Annotated in this window: 14 protein-coding genes and 2 pseudogenes; 9 read left to right on the top strand and 7 right to left on the bottom strand. The window is 67.2% G+C overall.

Going from position 1 to position 20,304, the window contains the following annotated elements; translation table 11 throughout:
* Window positions 1-61: 61 nt before the first annotated feature.
* From CSW60_RS24460 to ettA, 4 genes and pseudogenes are all read right to left on the bottom strand, one after another.
* Window positions 62-1,063: pseudogene (locus CSW60_RS24460) on the bottom strand (calcium-binding protein); the annotation flags it as partial.
* A gap of 23 nt (window positions 1,064-1,086) precedes the next feature.
* Window positions 1,087-1,179 (bottom strand): annotated as a pseudogene (locus tag CSW60_RS24455) (hypothetical protein); the annotation flags it as partial.
* 56 nt (window positions 1,180-1,235) lie between these two features.
* The gene (locus CSW60_RS18820) at window positions 1,236-2,843 is read right to left on the bottom strand and encodes a hypothetical protein (RefSeq protein WP_143324218.1); all 1,608 of its coding nucleotides are present in this window, start codon (window positions 2,841-2,843) and stop codon (window positions 1,236-1,238) included.
* A gap of 172 nt (window positions 2,844-3,015) precedes the next feature.
* Window positions 3,016-4,683, bottom strand: a complete 1,668-nt coding sequence (gene ettA / locus CSW60_RS18815; RefSeq protein WP_099538704.1) for an energy-dependent translational throttle protein EttA — start codon at window positions 4,681-4,683, stop codon at window positions 3,016-3,018.
* A 225-nt stretch (window positions 4,684-4,908) separates the two neighbouring features.
* Here ettA and CSW60_RS18810 point away from each other — a divergent pair, with 225 nt between their 5' ends.
* The 8 genes from CSW60_RS18810 (at window position 4,909) to CSW60_RS18775 (ending at window position 15,525) form a co-directional block, all read left to right on the top strand.
* Window positions 4,909-7,218 carry a TonB-dependent receptor gene (locus CSW60_RS18810; RefSeq protein WP_099538703.1) on the top strand — a complete coding sequence of 770 codons (2,310 nt, stop codon included), beginning with the start codon at window positions 4,909-4,911 and terminating at the stop codon, window positions 7,216-7,218.
* A 355-nt stretch (window positions 7,219-7,573) separates the two neighbouring features.
* Complete coding sequence (locus CSW60_RS18805; RefSeq protein ID WP_099538702.1) at window positions 7,574-8,812, top strand: SGNH/GDSL hydrolase family protein; 1,239 nt, start codon at window positions 7,574-7,576, stop codon at window positions 8,810-8,812.
* Window positions 8,813-8,815: 3 nt separating this feature from the next.
* A complete protein-coding gene (locus CSW60_RS18800) occupies window positions 8,816-9,718 on the top strand; it encodes a polysaccharide deacetylase family protein (RefSeq protein WP_099538701.1) in 903 nt (300 codons plus the stop codon).
* A gap of 64 nt (window positions 9,719-9,782) precedes the next feature.
* Complete coding sequence (locus CSW60_RS18795) at window positions 9,783-12,005, top strand: S9 family peptidase (protein ID WP_099538700.1); 2,223 nt, start codon at window positions 9,783-9,785, stop codon at window positions 12,003-12,005.
* Between the two features lie 128 nt (window positions 12,006-12,133).
* A complete protein-coding gene (locus CSW60_RS18790; protein ID WP_099538699.1) occupies window positions 12,134-12,331 on the top strand; it encodes a hypothetical protein in 198 nt (65 codons plus the stop codon).
* Between the two features lie 58 nt (window positions 12,332-12,389).
* Window positions 12,390-13,178 (top strand): thioesterase family protein, encoded by a 789-nt coding sequence (locus CSW60_RS18785; protein WP_099538698.1) that lies wholly within the window; start codon window positions 12,390-12,392, stop codon window positions 13,176-13,178.
* A 102-nt stretch (window positions 13,179-13,280) separates the two neighbouring features.
* Window positions 13,281-14,774 carry an amidase gene (locus CSW60_RS18780; RefSeq protein WP_099538697.1) on the top strand — a complete coding sequence of 498 codons (1,494 nt, stop codon included), beginning with the start codon at window positions 13,281-13,283 and terminating at the stop codon, window positions 14,772-14,774.
* 49 nt (window positions 14,775-14,823) lie between these two features.
* Window positions 14,824-15,525 (top strand): class I SAM-dependent methyltransferase, encoded by a 702-nt coding sequence (locus CSW60_RS18775; RefSeq protein WP_099538696.1) that lies wholly within the window; start codon window positions 14,824-14,826, stop codon window positions 15,523-15,525.
* A 93-nt stretch (window positions 15,526-15,618) separates the two neighbouring features.
* Here the strand turns inward: CSW60_RS18775 and CSW60_RS18770 are convergent, their stop codons facing one another.
* The 3 genes from CSW60_RS18770 to CSW60_RS18760 form a co-directional block, all read right to left on the bottom strand.
* Entirely contained in the window at window positions 15,619-16,842 is a 1,224-nt protein-coding gene (locus CSW60_RS18770) for an acyl-CoA dehydrogenase family protein (RefSeq protein WP_099538695.1), read from the bottom strand.
* A gap of 22 nt (window positions 16,843-16,864) precedes the next feature.
* Entirely contained in the window at window positions 16,865-17,980 is a 1,116-nt protein-coding gene (locus CSW60_RS18765) for an acyl-CoA dehydrogenase family protein (protein ID WP_099538694.1), read from the bottom strand.
* Between the two features lie 94 nt (window positions 17,981-18,074).
* On the bottom strand, window positions 18,075-18,986 hold the full coding sequence (locus tag CSW60_RS18760; protein WP_099538693.1) for a CPBP family intramembrane glutamic endopeptidase: 912 nt from the start codon (window positions 18,984-18,986) through the stop codon (window positions 18,075-18,077).
* A 289-nt stretch (window positions 18,987-19,275) separates the two neighbouring features.
* Here CSW60_RS18760 and CSW60_RS23735 point away from each other — a divergent pair, with 289 nt between their 5' ends.
* Window positions 19,276-20,289 carry a hypothetical protein gene (locus CSW60_RS23735; protein ID WP_201723089.1) on the top strand — a complete coding sequence of 338 codons (1,014 nt, stop codon included), beginning with the start codon at window positions 19,276-19,278 and terminating at the stop codon, window positions 20,287-20,289.
* Window positions 20,290-20,304: the final 15 nt, after the last annotated feature.

Genomic DNA, 20,304 nt, shown 5'->3' with positions numbered 1-20,304 from the left:
CGCCGCCGTTGAAGATGTCGCCCGGCGTATCCTCGCCATAGGCGACCGTCAGCAAGTCGTTGCCCGCGCCGCCGTCCAGAATGTCCTTGCCACTGCTGGAATAGAGCGTGTCGTCGCCCTCGCCGCCGTTGAGCCGGTTTACAGAACCCAAGCTGTCGGCAAAGCCCAGCATACCCATCTGGCCGGCGTAGAGCGTATCGCCGCCCGCCCCTCCATTCAGGGTGTCCGCCCCCAGGCCGCCGGACAGGACATCGGCGCCGTCATCGCCGTTCAGGATGTCGTCGCCCGCTTCGCCCAGCAGGGTGTCGCCCCCGCCGCCGCCGTTGAGGGTGTCGTTACCAGCTCCGCCGGACAGCTGGTCGGCGCCGTCCTGCCCACTGATCACATCGTCGCCGCCGAAACCGAAATAGATGTCGGCGCCCGCGCCGCCTGTCCACGTATCGGCGTTGGCGGAGCCGACCACCGCCGAGAAGGTTTCAGCCTTGAAGGCGGAGGGCGCGAGGGTCGGCGAGCCCTGGAACTCGATCACGACGTCGCCGTCGTTGAGCGTGCCGTTACTGTTGTTGTCGATGATCAGATAGGTGGAGCCGGCGTTGGTCCAGGTCGAGACAGAGACGAACCCCGGATCCGGCGCGTCGGGCAGCGTCGCACCCGCGACCAGGCTGAACCCCGGCGTCGTGATCGCTCCGAACCACAGAAGATAGTCATTGTTGCCCGACAGCCGCCCCCCGGTCACGCCCAGAGAGATCCTGTCGCCCTCCGCGGCGGAGAAGTCCGTGATCACGTCGCGCGCGCTGATCGTCGAGGCGGCGTAGCTGCCAGAGCCGATATAGGCCTCGAAAACGTCCGCGCCGGAGCCGCCCGTCAGGGTATCGACAAACGCGTCGAACTCGATCGCGATCCTGTCGGCGCCCTCCCCGCCGTCCACGGTGTCACGTCCGTAGCCCGCCACGAGGTAGTCCGCGCCGGCGCCGCCCAGAAGGACATCATCGCCGCTGCCGGAGTACAGCGTGTCGTCACCGTTCCCGCCCTCGAGGCGATCGCGGCCGTCATAGGCGTAAAGCTGGTCCGCGCGTCTCCGCCCAGAAGGATGTCGTCTCCGCCGTTGCCATTGATGGTGTCGTCGCCGGAGGTTCCGGTCAGGGTTTCGTTGGCGGAGGTGCCGTAGATATAGGCCACTGTGATGGTCCCTCGGCTGGATCCGCCGGGTCTGAGGTTGAACCGTGTTTGGGACGTCAGCCCCCGAAGATGGAGTCGGCCTTGTAGTAGCCCCCGGCCGGATCGAGGATGTTGATCGCGAACGGGGCGTCGCCGTCGGCCAAGTCGGCCAGCCAGGCGTCGTTGGACTTGGCCATCACCCCGACATCGGCCTTCTGCGCCTCGGCCAGCAACCAGCCGACCATGGCCGCCTTGGTCCCTATCCCGGTCGCGCCGTCGCCGCCGTAGCTGGCGAAATAGTCCGCGCGCGTGTCGATCAGCGCGTGAACCTTGGTGTCGGTCGGCGCGCCGCCGAAGATCGCCGCATAGGCCTTGCGCGTCGCTTCGAACAGCGAGAGCCCGCCGTAGTCGGCGGTGAACTTGGCGTTCCCCTCGCCGATCTTGCCCAGATTGACCGCGAAGTTGATGTAGCGGTTCTCAAGGTTGAACGACTGGTAGTAGGCGCTGTTGAGATTGTTGGCGTTCGGCCCCGCGGGCGAGACCAGATAGTCGATGCCCGCCTGCCCCGGGATCTTGCCAGTGAAGAACTGATACGACAGCGACGCCACCGAGGTGGTCGCGCCGGCGGTCTTGATGGCCTCGTTCAGCGCCCCCAGCGGCGTTAGCCCGCCGTAGGTCAGCTCGAACGTCAGCTCGGCCCCGTAGTTCATGGCCCTTTCGGCATCCAGGCGCAGGATGTTGCCGACGATCAGCGGCATGCCGTCGCCCAGATAGCGACTGCCGCTGTTGGCGATCAGGCTCTCGACGTTCCGGACCAGATCGACGCCTTCCGGCGACCCTTCGCGAAGGTCGGTGATCTTCCAGCCATCGGGCGTCCACTGGATCTTGAGCTGGTCCAGACGGGCCGAGGTCGCGATGCTGTCGTAGCCCCCACGACCATCGATGAGGTCGTCGCCGCGCTCGCCCCTCAAACTATTGTCCTGCGCGTCGCCCAGCAGGGTGTCGTTGAATCGCGAGCCCTGCACGTTTTCGACGGACACGAATGTGGCGAAAATGCTGGGCGCGACCTCCTGCCGTCCCACCAACGCCAGGTCTACGTACAGGCCCGCCGTCGACACCGAGAACTCGATCGAGTCGGATCCAGCGCCGCCGTCATAGAGGTCGACGCCGAAATCGCCCCAGAACTGGTCATCGCCGGCGTCGCCGTAGAGACGATCGTTGCCAACGCCGCCGGATATGCTGTCGTCGCCGTCGCCGCCGCGAATCTCATCCGCGCCGTCTCCGCCGGTCAGGAAATCGGCCCCGCCGCGCCCATCGATGACGTCGTCGCCGCCAGCGCCCTGGATCTCGTTCGCGCCGTCGTCGCCCTTGAAGACATCGTTGTAGGGCGATCCCAAAATGCCTTCGATGGAGACGAAGCTGTCGCGCCCTTCGTTGGTGTCCTGCCCCCCCTTGATCGCGAGGTCGACGCGGATACCGATGTTCGACTTGTAGAACTGGGCGTAGTCGAGACCGTCGCCGCCGTCATAGAGGTCGTCGCCGCCCGCTCCCCAGAGTTGGTCGACGCCGCCCATGCCGTACATGCGATCATTGCCGAGCAGACCTTCGATGGACTCGTTGAGGTCCGTGCCCGTCAGCACGTCGTCAAGCGGGGTGCCCTCGATGTACCCTGGATTAACCGCCACAATCGCACTCGCGGAAATCGCTGATCAACGCGCCCGCGCCCCACCGTCAACCTAAGATCGACCGTAGAGACAGGCCACACCTCCGTCAAACCCGAGGTTGAGCCCCACATAGAAAAAGGCGGCGGGAAACCCCGCCGCCTAGATCTTTCCGCATTTGAGCGGAGAACGAGAACTAGCGCGCGAACTTCTGGAACTTGATGCGCTTCGGGATGAGGCTGTCGGCGCCCAGGCGGCGCTTCTTGTCTTCTTCGTACATTTCGAAGTTGCCCTCGAACCATTCGACGTGGCTGTCGCCTTCGAAGGCCAGGATGTGGGTCGCCAGTCGGTCCAGGAACCAGCGATCGTGGCTGATGACCACGGCGCAGCCGGCGAACTCTTCCAGCGCCTCTTCCAGGGCCTGCAGGGTTTCGATGTCCAGGTCGTTGGTCGGTTCGTCGAGCAGCACGAGGTTGCCGCCGGCGGCCAGGGTCTTGGCCAGGTGGACGCGGTTGCGCTCACCGCCCGACAGCAGGCCGACCTTCTTCTGCTGGTCGCCGCCCTTGAAGTTGAAGCTGCCGACATAGGCGCGCGAATTGATCTCGCGCTTGCCGACCATCATCACGTCGGTGCCGCCGCTGATCTCTTCCCAGATCGTCTTGTTCGGGTCGAGGGCGTCGCGCGACTGGTCGACATAGGCCAGCTTCACCGTCTCGCCGAGCTTGATCGTGCCGGCGTCGGGTTGTTCCTGGCCGGTGATCAGCTTGAACAGCGTCGACTTGCCCGCGCCGTTCGGGCCGATGACGCCGACGATGCCGTTCGGCGGCAGCTTGAAGGTCAGGTCCTTGAACAGGACCTTGTCGCCATATTCCTTTTCGAGGCCGGTCACTTCCAGCACCACATTGCCCAGGCGCGGGCCCGGCGGGATCTGGATGTGGGCGTAGGTCTGGGCCTTGGAGGCGTTCTCCTGGTCGGCGACCATCTTCTCGTAGGCGGCCAGACGGGCCTTCGACTTGGCCTGGCGAGCCTTGGCGCCCGAACGGACCCATTCCAGTTCGCGGGTGAGCGCGCGCTGGCGGGCTTCCGATTCCGACTGCTCCTGGACGACGCGCTTCTGCTTCTGCTCGAGCCAGCCGGAGTAGTTGCCCTCGTAGGGGATGCCCTTGCCGCGATCGAGCTCGAGCGTCCACTTGGTGACCTGGTCCAGGAAGTAGCGGTCGTGGGTGACCAGGATCACGCAGCCGGGGAAGTCTTCCAGGTGGTGCTGCAGCCAGGCCACCGACTCGGCGTCCAGGTGGTTGGTCGGTTCGTCGAGCAGCAGCATGTCGGGCTTGCTGAGCAGCAGGCGGGCCAGCGCGATGCGGCGCTTCTCACCGCCCGACAGCTTCTCGATGTTGGCGTCGTTGGGCGGGCAGCGCAGGGCGTCGATCGCCATCTCGATCTTGGAGTCGATGTCCCACAGATCCTTGGCGTCGATGATCTCCTGGAGCTTGGTCATCTCCTCCATCAGCTCGTCGGAGTAGTCCTCGCCGAGCTTGGCCGCCAGTTCGTTGTACTTGTCGAAGACCTTCTTGTCCTCGCAGTCGGCGATCACGTTGCCCCAGACGTCGAGGGTCGGATCCAGGTGCGGCTCCTGCGGGAGATAGCCGCGCTTGATGCCGTCGGCGGCGCGCGCCTCGCCCGAGAACTCCTGGTCCAGGCCGGCCATCACCTTCAGCAGGGTCGACTTGCCCGAGCCGTTGACGCCGACAACGCCGATCTTGGCGTCGGAGTAGAACGACAGCCAGATGTTCTCGAAGACCTTCTTGCCGCCGGGATAGGCCTTGGTCAGGCCCTGCATCTGGAAAATATATTGCTGCGCCATGAGGCTCGCGTTCTCGCTGGACGGGGTTTCGGGAATTGGCCGCTGAAATAGCGGTCCGGGCCGCTTCGCGCAATCGCGGCTGGGAATCCCGGCGTCTGCGGCCTTCACCATTTCGTCGCGCGAGTGTCGGCTATCCGACATGGAACCGTCGCTTGCGCGTCGCCGACCCTTGTTAGCCGAGCGCTGATCCGAAGCTGATCCGCGTCGGACAAGGGGATTCGAACAATGAAAAAGAACCAGATGCTTCTGGGCGCCGCCGCGCTCGTCCTCGTCATGGCCGCCGCGCCCGCCTTCGCCGACGACAAGGTCGACGCCGCCGCGACGCCCGCCGCCGCGCCCGCCGACAATTCCGAAGTCGACGCCCTGATCATCATCGGCCAAGGCCAGAGCCGCCAGATCCAGACGCTGAACAGCGAGGCCATCGGCCTGCAGGCGGCCGGCACCAGCGCCCTGAAGGCGATCGACAAGCTGCCCGGCGTGACCTTCCAGTCGGCCGACGCCTTCGGCGCCTACGAATGGTCGGCCCGCATCTCGATCCGCGGCTTCAACCAGAACCAGCTGGGCTTCACCCTGGACGGCGTGCCGCTGGGCGACATGAGCTATGGCAACCACAACGGCCTGCACATCAGCCGCGCCATCGCCTCGGAAAACATCAGCCGCGTCGAGCTGGCCCAAGGCGCCGGCGCGCTGGGCACCGCCTCGACCTCGAACCTGGGCGGCACGCTGCAGTTCTTCTCGCGCGATCCGTCCGAAGCCATGGGCGGCGAGCTCGACCTGACCGGCGGTTCGGACAACATGCACCGCGTGTTCGGCCGCTTCGAAACCGGCGCCATCCAGCAGCTGGGCGGCCTGCGCGGCTACATCTCGGTCGCCGACCAGAAGGCCGACAAGTGGAAGGGCGGCGGCGAGCAGAAGCAGCGCCAGTACGACGCCAAGGTGGTGATGCCCCTGGGCCAGCGCGGCGACCTGACCGGCTTCTACCACCGCTCGGAACGTCGCGAGCAGGACTACCAGGACATGTCCTTCGCGATGATCAAGCGCCTGGGCCGCGACTGGGACAACACCCAGCCGAACTGGGCCCTGGCCGTCGCCGCGGCGCGCGCCTATCAGACCGGGACCGCCCTGCCCGCCCCGTTCGCGACCGTGGACGACGCCTACTACGCCGGCGCCGGCGTGCGCGATGACGATCTCTACGGCGCGTCGCTGAACCTCGACATCACCGACCGCGTGAAGCTGGACGCCACCGCCTACCAGCACAAGAACAAGGGCCAGGGCCTGTGGTACACGCCGTACCTGGCCAGCCCGGGCTTCGGAACCGCCGGCTCGGCCGCCGCGCCGCTGTCGATCCGCACCACCGAATATGACATCGACCGCGGCGGCCTGACCGCCGGCCTGACGATCGACTTGGGCGCTCACCGCCTTAGCGGCGGCTTCTGGCACGAAGTGAACCACTTCAACCAGGCGCGCCGCTTCTACGCCGAGACCGCCGCGGCCCCGTCGCGTGATCCGCTGGACTTCCAGGAGAACCCGTTCTTCACTCAGTGGCAGTACGCGTTCGAAACCAAGACCACGACCGGTCACGTCGAGGACGAATGGACCCTGACCGACGCCCTGAAGGTCAACTTCGGCTTCAAGGCGATCAAGGTCACCAACAACGTCAAGACCGTGGTCGGCAATCCGCTGGCCGGCGAGATCGAGAGCAAGGACAACTTCCTGCCGCAGGTCGGCTTCGTCTACAAAGCCTCGCCCGACTTCGAAGTGTTCGGCGGCTACACCGAGAACATGGGCGCCTTCGTCTCGGCGGCCACGGCCGGCCCGTTCGGCTCGCAGAACCAAACCGTCGTCAACTACGTCGCCAAGACCCTGAAGCCGGAAAGCTCCAAGACCTTCGAACTGGGCGGACGCTATCGCACCGAACGCTTCCAGGGCGTGGCCGCGGTCTATCACGTGGCCTTCGACAACCGCCTGCTGGCGGCCAACACCGCCTCGCCGATCCTGGGCCTGCCGGCTCTGCTGTCGAACGTCGGCTCGGTCGAGACCAAGGGCGTCGAGCTGGCGGGCACCTATCGCCTGACCGACGCCTGGAGCCTCTACGGCGCCTACACCTACAACGACTCCAAGTACGAGGACGACGTCGTCGACGGCACAGGCAAGGTCACGGTCCGCACCAAGGGCAAGACCGTCGTCAATACGCCCAAGAACATCTTCAAGGGCGAGATCGCGTTCGACCAGGCCGGCTTCTTCGGCAAGCTGGGCGTGAGCTACACCGACAAGCGCTACTACACCTATGAGAACGTGGGCGGGCAGGTCCCCTCGACGACCGTGGCCGACCTGACCGTGGGCTACCGCTTCCCCGAGGAAGGCTGGGGCAAGGGCCTGGAAGTCCAGGTCAACGTCACCAACCTGACCGACAAGGACTACATCTCGACCATCGGCTCGGGCGGTTTCGTCAACAGCGATCCGACCGGCGAGGCCATGACCGTCCTGCCGGCCCCGCCGCGTCAGGCCTACCTGTCGATCAAGAAGCGCTTCTGATCCCTTCGGGGGCCCTCAAGCCCCCGATCTTCCTTCCCTCCATGACTTGGCCGGGCGCGCGTCGCCCGGCCTTTTCTTTTCGCCGAGGACATGAGCGCCGCTGGTCAACCGGCAAAAGAAAAGCCCGGCCAAACGACCGGGCTGAAAGTTCATAGGGAGGAAACGCCCAGGAAGGGCAGAGGCGCTCGGCGCCTCACGGGTTGTTGTTAGCGCTAACACCGGTGCGATTGCAAGCGATTCTTACGCGGCGCGGCGCCGCAGAGCGCAGAAAATTTTCCCGCCGCTTTACGGCTCATCGAAGAGGTCATACCAGTGTTACCGCTACCGCCTCAGGCGGAGTGGGAGAGAAACGCTGATGATGTTGCGTACGCGTCGATCGCTGGCCGCCCTGGCCCTGTCCTTCGCCATGGCCCTGCCTCTGGGCGCTCACGCCGCCGAGGCGCGGGAACGCTGGGTCGGCGCCTGGGCCAGCGCCCAGCTGGCGCCGGACGCCAAGAACAGCCTCGCTCCTGAAGACTATCGCGACGCCACCCTGCGCCAGATCGTGCGGCTCAGCCTGGGCGGCGACAAACTGCGGGTCCGTCTGTCCAACACCTTCGGCACTCGCCCGCTGACGATCAAAGCGGCCCACATCGCCGTCTCGGCCGCGCTCGACAGCGCCCGCATCAAGCCCGAAACCGACCGCGCCCTCACCTTTTCGGGACGCACCGAGGTCACCATTCCGGCCGGCGCCGAGTACTGGTCCGATCCCGTCGCCCTGAAGGTCGCGCCCCTGACCAGCCTGGCGATCAGCCTGCGCTATGTCGAAGCCCCCGACGTGCAGACCGGCCACCCCGGCTCGCGGGCGACGTCCTATGTCCTGGCCGGCGACCACGCGGCGGACGCCGACCTGCCTGGCGCCAAGACCGCCGACCGCTGGTTCCAGATCGCCGGCGTCGAGGTCGTTCCGACCGCCAAGAAGGCCGGGGCCATCGTCGCCTTCGGCGACAGCATCACCGACGGCTACGGCGTCCAGCCCAACACCAACCTGCGCTGGACCGACGCCCTGATCGAGCGGCTGAAAGGCAAGGATCTGGCCGTCCTGAACCTGGGCATCGGCGGCAATCGCGTGCTGCTGGACGGCCTGGGCCCCAACGCCCTGGCGCGGTTCGAGCGGGACGTCCTCAGCCAGCCGGGCGTCACCCACGTCGTCCTGCTGGAGGGCGTCAACGACCTGGGCGTGCTGACCCGCGAAGCCCCCGCGACGCCGGAAGCGCACAAGGCCCTGGTCGAGCAGGTGATCGCCGCCTATCGCCAGATGACCCAGCGCGCCCACGCCCGCGGGATCAAGGTGATCGGCGCGACGATCCTGCCCTATGGCGGCTCGGCCTATTATCACCCCGGCCCCGAGAGCGAGGCCGACCGCCAGGCGATCAACGCCTTCATCCGGGCGCCGGGCAATTTCGACGGCGTCATCGACTGGGACAAGGCCCTGCGCGACCCGGCCAAGCCGACCCACCTGCTGGCGGCCTACGACAATGACGGCCTGCATCCGAACCTGGCCGGCTACAAGGCGATGGCCGAGGCCATTCCGCTCGGCCTGTTCGGGAACTAGGGCATGCGCATCCTGCTGGCCGCCGCGTTCGCCTTCGCGACCACCGCCGCCCACGCCGCGCCCAAGCCGGTGATCGCCTTCACCTGGGACGACCTGCCGGCGCACAGCGCCCTGCCGCCCGGCGTGACGCGCGTCCAGATCGCGGCCGACCTGCTGAAGGCCTCGGCCGACGCCAAGGCGCCCGCGTTCGGCTTCATCAACGGCGTCCAGACCGAGCGTGAGCCCGCCTCCACGCCCGTCCTGAAGATGTGGCGCGACGCCGGCCAGCCGTTGGGCAACCATACCTGGTCGCACCCGAACCTCGCCGCCCTGACACCCGACCAGTTCACGGCCGAGATCGCGCGCAACGAGCCGATGCTGAAGGAGCTGATGGGAGACCGGGACTGGCGCTGGCTGCGCTATCCGTTCCTGTCGGAAGGCGATACGCCCGAAAAGAAGCTGGCGGTGCGCCAGTGGCTGGCCGCCACCCACTACAAGATCGCCAGCGTCACCATGAGCTTTGACGACTGGGCCTTCAACGAGCCCTACGCCCGCTGCGCGGCCAAGGGCGATCAGGCCGCGATCGCCGAGCTGGAGAAGCGCTATCTGGACGGCGCCGCCGCCGTGGCGGATCGATCGCGCGCCATGGCCAAGACGCTCTACGGCAAGGACATCCCCTATGTCCTGCTGATGCACGCCGGGGCCTTGGACGCCCGCCTGGCGCCGCGCCTGTTCCAGCTCTATCGCGACAAGGGTTTTGGGTTCACGACGCTGGAGAAGGCGCAGAAGCATCCGTTCTACAAGACGGATGTCGATCCCAGCCTGCCGCCCGCGCCCACGACGCTGGACAACGCGCTGAAGGCCAAGGGCTTGCCTGCGCCGCCCAAGCCGGTGGACCTGGACGCGCTCAACGCAATGTGCCGATAGCGTTTCAAGTCTGCAACAACTTCGCTGCTGACAACCGCGACGCGCCCGCATAGCGTCCCGCGCCATGAAAACGCCCTCGCTCACGGCGCTCGCGGCCGTCCTCGCCCTCTCCTCGCCCGCTCTCGCGGAAAAACTCACCCCCGAACGCATCTTCGCCGATCCAGGCCTGTCGGGCCCGACGGCCAAGGGCGTGGCGCTGTCGCCGGACGGCAAGCGGGTCACCTATCTGAAGGGCAAGCCCGACGCCGCCAACGTTCAGGACCTGTGGGCGGCCGACGTGAAGGGCGGCGAGCCCTACCGCCTGATCGACTCAGCGGCCCTGTCGTCCGGGACCAAGGAGCTCTCGGAAGCCGAGAAGGCCCGCCGCGAACGCGCCCGCGTCGCCGCCACCCGCGGCATCGTGGAGTACAGCTGGGACAAGCAGGGTCGCTTCATCCTCGTGCCGCTGGACGGCGATCTCTATCTGGACAGCGTCGCCGACGGAAAGGTCACGCGCCTGACCGAAACCCCGGGCGACGAGGTCGACGCCAAGGTCTCGCCCAAGGGCGGCTATGTCTCCTACGTCCGCGACCAGAACCTCTACATTAAGCCGGCCGCCGGCGGGGCCGAGACGGCCCTGACCACTGACGGCAAGGACGCCCTGTCGTTCGGGACCGCCGAGTTCATCGCCCAGGAGGAGCTCGACCGCTTCACCGGCTACTGGTGGAGCCCGGACGAGGCCCGCATCGTCTACACCCGGGTCGACGAGAGCGGCGTCGACATCGTGCCGCGCGCCGACATCGGCCCCAGCGGCGCGACCATCGTCAACCAGCGCTATCCGCGCGCCGGCCGCCCCAACGCCGTGGTCGAGCTGTTCGTCCGCGACCTGGCTTCCGGCAAGGTGACCGCGCTGGACCTCGGCGCGAACAAGGACATCTACCTGGCGCGCGTCGACTGGTCGGCCGACGGCAAGACCGTCTACGCCCAGCGCCTGACCCGGGACCAGAAGACCCTGGACCTGATCGCCTTTGACGCGGCGACGGGCAAGGGCCGGACGATCCTGACCCAGACCGACCCGCACTACATCGAGGTCGCCGACGACTTCCAGCCGTTGAAGGACGGCTCGTTCCTGTGGTCGTCCGAGCAGGACGGCAATCGCCACCTCTATCGCTACGCGGCCGACGGCAAGCTGATCGCCCAGGTCACCAAGGGCGACTGGCCGGTCTCGGCGCTGGAAGGCGTCGATGAAGCCCGCAAGGTGGCGATCTTCGCCGCCTCGATGGACACGCCGCTGGAGCGTCGCCTGTATGAGGTCAGCTACGCCAAGCCCGGCAAGCCCAAGGCCCTGACCTCGGACGGCGGCTGGTGGTCGGCCAAGGTGGCCAGCAACGGCGGCGCCTTCGCCGGCTCCTACAGCGATCCCAAGACCCCGCCCCAGACCGCGCTCTATTCCGCCGACGGCAAGCGCGTGCGCTGGATCGAGGAGAACAGGCTGGCCGAGGGCCATCCCTACTGGCCCTACGCCGCCAACCTGCCGGTTCCGGAGTTCGGCAGCCTGAAGGCCTCCGACGGCGAGACCCTCTATTACGAGATCCTCAAGCCGACCAATTTCGATCCGGCCAAGAAGTATCCGGCCATCGTCTCGGTCTATGGCGGCCCGCACGCCCAGCGCGTGACCAAGTCCTGGCAGAGCCCATCCGAGCGCACCTATCTCGAAGCCGGCTATGTGATCTTCAAGCTCGATAACCGCGGCAGCGGCAACCGCTCGGCCAAGTTCATGCGGGCGTTGGACCGCCGCATGGGCACGGTCGAGGTCGAGGACCAGCTGCAGGGCGCCAAGTTCCTGGCCGGCCTGCCCTATGTCGATCCCGACAAGCTGGGCGTGATGGGCTGGTCGTACGGCGGGTTCATGACCCTGATGCTGATGACCGCCGAGAACACCCCGTTCAAGGCCGGCGCGGCCGGCGCCCCACCGACCCAGTGGAGCCTCTACGACACCGCCTATACCGAGCGCTACATGGGCAAGCCGGACGAGAACAAGGCCGGCTACGCCTATGCCGATATCAACACCCGCCTCGACCATCTGAAGCCCGGCAGCCTGCTGCTGCTGCACGGCATGGCCGACGACAACGTGATCCTGGAAAACAGCACCCGCGTCATGGCGGCTCTGCAGAAGAAGGCGATCCCGTTCGAGATGGCGCTGTATCCCGGCGAGCGTCACGGCGCCGGCAGCGGCAAGTCCAAGGGCCTCAGCGTGCTGAAGACCCACCTCGACTTCTTCGACCGCAAGCTGAAGGGCGCTCAGTAGGCGCCGATCCCCGCGCGGCTTAGGCCGCGCGGGCCCTGCGGCGACATGCGGCGCCGGCATGACCCCATGTCGCAGCGCTTTTGGCTGTCTTAACCACTACTCTTGTCCTCAGGTTGTGAGGCAAGACCATGAGCAAGACCCACGCTGACGCCGTTGAATGGCTGATCGAGACCGTCAAGGAAGCCCTCGAGAACGGGACCGCGACCGAGGACGATCTGCAGGAATGGCTGCTGGCCGCCGTGCTCCTTGAGGAGATGGCGGTCGAGGAAGAGGCCGAAGGCCGGGCGCTGGACGCCTGGACCGACGCCTCCCCGACGCTCCACTAGACCTCGGACAGCCAAGGGCGCTTGACTTCCGTAGCGAAAGAAAACGAACTTTCGCGCCATGACCTCCTACACTGAGTTGCTCGCCGGCGTCACGGCCACCGAGACAGGCTACGCCGCCCACGTCACCGACGACTGGAAACAGGGCCGCACTACCTATGGCGGGCTGTCGGCCGCGCTGTGTGTCGAGGCCGCCCAGCGGGCCTTTCCGGACGCGCCGCCGCTGCGCTCCGGACAGTTCGCCTTCGTCGGCCCGGCGGCGGGTGAGCTTTCAATCCAGGTGACGACCTTGCGTCAGGGCAAGTCGACCCTGTTCGCCAGCGTTGACCTCGTTGGCGAACAAGGCGTCGCCACCCACGCCACCCTGACCTTCGGCGCGGCCCGCGAGTCGCACCTGTCCTACGAGGATGCGCCCTGCCCCGCCGTGGCGCCGCCCGATCAGTGCGAGCCGTTCCACAAGGGCGACACCAGCATGGCGCCCAGCTTCGTCCGCCAGTTCGACTTCCGCGTCGCGGGTGGCGGCCGGCCGGGTTCGGGCGAGCCGCCGGAGTACCTGCTGTGGATCCGCCATCGCGATCCGGCGGCGACCTCGTTGTCGGCCCTGATCGCTTTGGGCGACGCCCCGCCCCCGCCAGCCATGACCCTGTTCCGGCAGTTTGGTCCGATCTCGACCATGACCTGGTCGCTGGACGTCGTGGGCCTGCCAGACCCCAGCGACGACGGCTGGCGCCTGCTGCGCAGCAAGGCCGAGACGATCGGCCATGGCTACTCGACCCAGGAGATGCAGGTCTGGGACGCCAAGGGCCGGCCCCTGCTCCTGGCGCGGCAGAACGTTGCGGTGTTCGTCTAGATCGCGAAAGAACCCGTTCGCGGGCCTTGGCGAACACGGAAATTTGCCCTCATCCTCCTGCCCTGGCCGTCGGAATCGCGGCCCGCGTGAGGGGAAACGTCCATGACCAAGATCGCCTGCCTAGCCGGCGCGGCCGCCCTGGCCCTGCTCCCTGGAGCCGCCCACGCTCAGTCGGCGGAGGACGCGACCAAGGCGGCGCTGGCGGCGATCCAGGCCAGGAACGCGACGCTGCACGCGGTGATCGCCACGAACCCGAACGCCCTTTCCGAAGCCAAGGCCCTGGACGCCGAGCGCAAGGCCGGCAAGGTCCGCTCGGCGCTGCACGGCGTCCCGATCCTGCTGAAGGACAATATCGAGAGCGCCGATCCGCTGCCGACCACCGCCGGCTCGCTGGCGCTGAAGGACAATGTCACCGGCCGCGACGCGCCCATCGCCAAGCGCCTGCGCGACGCCGGCCTCGTGATGCTGGGCAAGGCCAACCTGTCGGAATGGGCCAATATCCGCTCCAGCAAGTCGATCAGCGGCTGGAGCGCCGTCGGCGGTACGGTGCGCAACCCCTACGTCCTGGACCGTAGCGCCTGCGGCTCGTCCAGCGGCTCGGGCGCGGCGGTGGCGGCGGGCCTCGCGCCGCTCGCCATCGGCACCGAAACCGACGGCTCGATCACCTGCCCGGCGGCGATCAACGGCCTGGTAGGCCTGAAGCCCACGGTCGGCCTCGTCTCGCGCACCCACATCGTGCCGATCAGCCACAGCCAGGACACGGCCGGCCCGATGACCACCACGGTCGAGGACGCCGCCAAGGTGCTGACCATCATCGCCGGCTCCGATCCCGCCGATCCGGCCACCAAGGACGCCGACGCCCACAAGACCGACTACGCCAAGGGCCTCTCCAAGGACGCGCTGAAGGGCGTGACCCTGGCCGTCGCGCGGTTCTACGCCGGCTACTCGCCCAAGACCGACGCGGTGTTCGAGCGGGCGCTGAAGGAGCTCCAGGCCCAGGGCGCCACCCTGGTCGACGTCAAGGACTTCGACGAAGGCCCGATCGGCAAGGCCGAGGGCTTGGTGCTCTACACCGAGCTCAAGGCCGACATGGCCGCCTACCTCGCCTCGACCGATCCCAAGAAGGTCCAGACCCGCACGCTGACCGACCTGATCGCCTTCAACAAGGCGACCCCGAAGGAGTTCGAGTGGTTCGGCCAGGAGACCTTCGAAAAGGCCGAGAAAACCAAGGGCCTGACCGATCCCGATTACTTGAAGGCCCTGGCCGACTCCAAGCGGATGGCCGGTCCCGAAGGCATCGACAAGATCCTCAAGGACACGGGCGCGGTCGCCATCGTCGCCCCGACCACCGGCCCGGCCTGGACCATCGACCCGCTGAACGGCGACAACTACGGCGGCTCGGCCACCACCCTGCCCGCCGTGGCCGGCTACCCGCACCTGACCGTGCCGATGGGCGACGTCACCGGCCTGCCGGTGGGCCTGTCCTTCATCGGTCCGGCCTGGAGCGAGAAGCTGCTGCTGAATCTCGGCTACGCCTACGAACAGGCGACCCACCACCGCAAGCCGCCGACCTTCCTGAAAACGATCGCGCCATAAGAGTGGGTTCGAGGGTGGCGCGCCCGAAACGAATTGTTATATTATAACGATGCGCCAAACATCCCACGCCACAGCGGCCGAGCTCTTCAACCGCGAGCTGGCCGACGCCTATGATCGGCGCAACAGCGCGCTCGCGCCCGTCTCCGACGGCCTGCATTTTCTGCTGCGGCTGGTTCTGGCGGACCTGCCGGTCGATGCGCGCATCCTGTGCGTTGGCGTGGGTACCGGCGCGGAAATCCTGTCGTTGGCAAAGGCCAATCCAGGCTGGTCTTTCGTGGGCGTCGATCCGTCCGAGGATATGCTGGCCGTGGGACGCCACAGGCTCGAACAGGCTGGGGTGCTGGACCGCTGCCGGCTTGTTCACGGCTATGTCGACGACGCCCCGCGCGACGGCTTCGACGCCGTCGTCAGCCTGCTGGTGGCGCACTTCATCAAACGGGAAGACCGCCTCGCGTTTTATTCCGCCATCCACGACCGCCTGAAGCCAGGCGGCTATTTCGCCAGCGCCGAGATCAGCGGCGACCTGGACGCGCCCGATTTCCCCGACGTGCTGGAGGATTGGAAGCGTATCCAGGTGCTGATGGGCGCCACGCCAGAGTCGCTGGCCAAACTGGCCGACACGTTGCGGAACGCGCTCAGCGTCCTTTCGTCGGCGGAGACGGAAGCCTTATGGCGAGCCGCTGGCTTCCCCCAGCCAGTCCCATTCTTCCAGGCCTTCATGATCAGAGGCTGGCACGCCCAGCGGGCGTGATGGCCGGGCTGCAAGGGCGCCTTGGCTAGGTCAAAACCTCTCAAGGGGTCGTCATGAGGCCTCCCCGACGCTTGTCGAAGAGGCCCGCCCCAATCACCGCCCGGTCGGCATGTCCTTGAACGCCACGTCCTTGTCGACGCGGACGTCACCCGGCAGGCCCAGGACCCGTTCGGCGATGATGTTCTTCAGGATCTCGTCCGTGCCGCCGGCGATGCGAAGGCCCGGCGCCCACATCAGGCTCTGCTGGAACGCCGCCTCGGCCGGGGCCTGGTCGGGATCGACGAGGATGCCGTATTGGTCCTCCATCTCGACGGCGGTGTTGGCCAGCTCCTGCAGCTGGTTGGCCGAGATGATCTTGCCGATCGAGCTTTCCGGGCCTGGCGTCTGGCCGCGCGACAGAGCGGTCATGGTGCGGAAGCGGGTGAACTTCAGCCCCTCGGACTGCACGTACCAGTCAGCCAGCTTGTCGCGGAAGCCCTGGTCCTTCAGCGCCGGACCGGCGACGCCCGACAGCTCGCGCGCCAGCTTCATGATCTCGCGATAGTTCGGGCCGGCCGAGCCGCCGACCGCCAGACGCTCGTTCATCAGGGTGACCAGGGCCACCTTCCAGCCGTCGCCGACCTCGCCCAGGCGCTGGCTGTCCTTGACGCGCAGGTCGGTGAAATAGACCTCGTTGAATTCGCGCCCGCCCGACATCTGGTGGATCGGCCGGCACTCGACGGCGGCGTCGCGCATGTCGATCCAGAACATGGTCAGGCCCTTGTGCTTGGGCACATCCGGGTCGGTCCGCGTCAGCAGGATGCCGTAGTCGCAGTAGTGCGCGCCGGTGGTCCACACCTTCTGACCGTTGATCACCCACTCATCGCCGTCCTTGACGGCGCGGGTGCGCAGCGCCGCGACGTCGGAGCCGCCGGCCGGTTCGGAGAACAGCTGGCACCAGATCTCCTCGCCGCGCACGGCCGGGCCGACGAAGCGTTTCTTGGTGTCGCCGTCGGCGAAGGCCATGACGGTGGGCACGCACATGCCCAGGCCGATCGTGAAGTAGCCGTAGCCGAGGCCGGCCTTGGTCTCCTCCTGGCCGAAGATGACCGACTGGATCGGCGTACCGCCGCCCCCGCCGATGGCCGCGGGCCAGGTGATGCAGGCGTAGCCGGCCGAAGCCTTGGTCGCCTGCCAGTCCTTGGCGGCGGCCATGTGCTCGGGCGTGTTGGGCTTCAGCTCGCCCCACTTGGCGCGATGGGCGGCGGCGTGCTCGGCAAGCCACGCGCGGGCCTTTTCGCGGTAGGCGGCTTCTTCCGGGGAGTCGTTGAAATCCATGATCCTGTTCCTCCCTTGGGCCTTAGGCGGCGTTCTTCTGTTCGAGCTGGCTGACCAGCCGTTCCTTCCAGACCTTGGGCGCGCCGGCGACCAGGCTGAGCTGCCGCGAGCGGCGGTAGTAGAGGTGGCAGTCGACGTCCCAGGTGAAGCCCATGCCGCCGTGCACCTGGATGTTCTCCTTGCTGGCGAACCAGAAAGCTTCCGACGCGGCGATCCGCGCCGCCGACGCCGCGATCGGCAACTCCGGCGCGTCGTCGTTCAGCGCCCAGGCACCGTAATAGGCGTTGGAGCGGGCGACCTCGTTCTTGACGTACATGTCGGCCAGCTTGTGCTTGATGGCCTGGTAGCCGGCGATCACGCGACCGAAGGCGTAGCGGCCCAGGGCGTATTCGCGGGCCATCTCCAGGCAGCGATCGGCGCCGCCCAGTTGTTCGAAGGCCAGCAGGACGGCGGCGCGATCCAGGATCGCCTGGACGATCTCGAAACCCGCGCCCGCGTCGCCGATCCGCTCGGCCGCCGCGCCAGCGAAGGTCAGCTTGGCGACGTTGCGGGTGGGATCCAGGCTCTTCAGCGTCTCGCGCGTGACGCCCGGGCCGGTCAGGTCGACGAGGAACAGGCCCGGACGGCCGCCTTCGCTGGCCAGCACCAGGGCCACGCCCGCGACGTCGCCGTCCGTGACCGGGACCTTGGTTCCGGTAAGCTTGCCCCCCTCGACCCGGCACTGCAGGCTGGCCGGGCCGACCACGCCCGGACCTTCCGAGGTCGCCAGGCAACCAATCAGTTCGCCGGCGGCGACGCGCGGCAGGATCGAGGCTTTCTGAGCGTCGGAGCCGAACGCCATGACGCCTTCGGCCAGGACATAGACGGTCGAGGCGAACGGGATCGGCGCGACGGCGCGGCCCAGCTCCTCGGCGATGGCGCACAGCTCAACACGACCCAGACCCAGGCCGCCGAACTCTTCGGGAATGCAGGCGCCCAGCCAGCCCTGCTCGGCCACGCCCTTCCACAGCTTCTCGTCAAAGGCGCGCTCGGCGTTGTCGAGCACGCCGCGCACGACGGCGACGTCGCAATGGGCGGCGAGAAATTTGCGCGCCTCGTCCTTCAGGAACTTCTGGTCGTCCGAATAGTCGAAATCCACTGGATCCTCCCTGGACCGGGCTCTTTCGGCCGGCCTCGGGAGCACACTGAACGACGTTCACGCGAAGGGAAAGCCTGCCCCGGCGTCAAGAAATTCAAGCCGCGGCGGAGGCCTCGGGCGCCGCGTCCGGACGCGCCTGGAACATGCCCTTGCGCCACGCCATCCACAGCACCACGACGGCGACCGAGGTCCCCACCACCATCGCCGGCAGCGACGCCTCGGGCCCGAACGCGCCGCCGCTGAGGAACTCCGGCGCGCCCGGCTTGGGCGTGCTGACCAGCCAGCTCTCCTTGACCGGAATGCCCGACACCGACGCGCCCCAGATCCAGCCCTGGGTGAAGTTCCAAGCCGCGTGGACGCCGATCGACATCCAAAGACGCCCCGTCAGCAGGTAGAAGCCCGCCAGCATCAGCCCGGCCTCGATCGCGATGGCGACGGCGGCGGTCAGGGTGGCGTTCGGATTGGCCAGGTGCATCGCCCCGAACAGCAGGGCCTGCAGCGCCAGGGCGGGCCATATGCCGAAAGCCCGCATCAGGAGCCGCAGGACGATCGCGCGCATGATCAGCTCTTCCATCACGCCGGACTCAATCGCCATGGCGATCGTGCTCCAAGGTGACGCCGAGCGCGGACCGCTAATCTGATAGACTCCCAGCGCGTAGAGACCGCCGACCGCCGCGCTCAGCATCAGGGCGCCGATCAGGAGACCCAACACCAGGTCCAGCGGCGCCTTGCGAAGGCTCAACTCCTCCGGCCATCGCCCTTCGCCAAGACGGACGACGAGCGCGTAGAGGCCCAGGCCGGCCAGGCAGGCCGCCGTGACGCCCAGCACCGCCGCGCCATGGCCGGCCTTGTGCAAGATTGGGCTCTCGATGACCTGCGCCCCCGCATAGACGAGCATGAAGACCAGAAAGAGCGCCGCCATCCATCCGAGCGCTCGCAGCCAGCGCAAAGGCCCAGGGTGCAGCACCCGCTCGCGCCCGACCTCCAGACCTCTTTGACCTTCCATCCCGACTAGCCCCTCGTTCAAGTCGGACAACTTGGCCGTTACTTCGGCCAGGACTGTCAACCGGCATCCGTCTGGAGCGTTCGCTGGCGGGCTCCCCGCCCGCCTTAGAAGTTGCGGTACGCAGGTGCGAAAGCCTCCGGTTACGAGGCTTTGGACAAGAGACGAGCGACAGAACTCGGCTCGGCAAGGTTAGCCAAGTCGTTATACGGTTGTATAAATGCACCAAAGGTTGAGCCGCTCGCGCTATTGGCGGCAATATTTACTCTTACAGTATGCGCATCGATAAGCCATGCTCGCAGAACGCGATTCTCCAAAAGCCATGGCCAAGGCTCAATTCAAGAAAAACCAGCGAGTATGGGTAGATAGCGTCGGCGCGTGGGCGACCGTCGAACGCGTCGTACCTGCATGGGTCGGTGGTTTGACTGAACCGGTTCGCGTGACCTACGACGTCGGCCTCGGCCGCATGTTTCATGCGTTCGAACTGACCGCCGATCCCCGAGACGCTCCGGAACCGCCCAGCCAGGAGACGTGGCGCGTGGCGCGCGGCCCCAACCGCTGGCGGGGCCGCGACGAGACCCGGCGCCATCCGATCCCCGGCACATACCCGATCGTGTACACCGATCCCCAGGACTGGGGCGGCTGGCGCGTGCCGCGCTCGGAATACGACCGCGACCCGGCCCGCATCGAGTCCCAGGCGCGGATGATCGCCGCCGCCCCGAAGATGCGCGCCTTGATCCAGGACCTGATCACCCTGATCGCCAACGACGCGGCGACGCCCGAGGTGCTGCGCGGCCTGGCCCGCCGCGCGGCGACCTTGGAGCTGGAGTTGCGGGACCTGCACGGCGACGAAGCGGCCAGAATCAAGAAGCCGCTCCCATCGCAGGCAGACGCGCCCCCGCAGGCCCCCGCGCGAGCGCCGCCGATCGCGCCGCAAGACCTCCAGGCGACTTCGCTTTCAGAGCGCATGGCCGCGCTCGAACGCGAGCTCAACCTGCGTCCGCGAGCGCCAGCCTTCACACGAGCGCCGCCGGGGAGCGAACCGGGTCCATCGAAAGACACAACGCCTTCGCCGCAAGCGGAGGCGTTGAAGACGCATGCGACAACTGAAGCGGCCTCGCCCAAACCGCGGGACCTCCGAGCGCCTTCGCTTTCTGAGCGCATGGCCGCGCTCGAGCGCGAACTGAACCTGCGTCCTCGGACGCCGGCCCCCAAGCCCGCGCCGCCCCGCGTCGATGCGGGCCCGTCAGAAGACGCTTCGCAGGAACCTGTCGCGACGAATTTCCTGCGAGGACGTCCCAAGTAATTGCGCCCGACGCTG

The sequence above is a fragment of the Caulobacter sp. X genome, from assembly GCF_002742635.1.
Classification (GTDB): Bacteria; Pseudomonadota; Alphaproteobacteria; order Caulobacterales; family Caulobacteraceae; genus Caulobacter.
The sequence above is the reverse complement of the archived record's forward strand: the minus strand, read 5'-3'. Positions and strand labels throughout refer to the sequence as shown.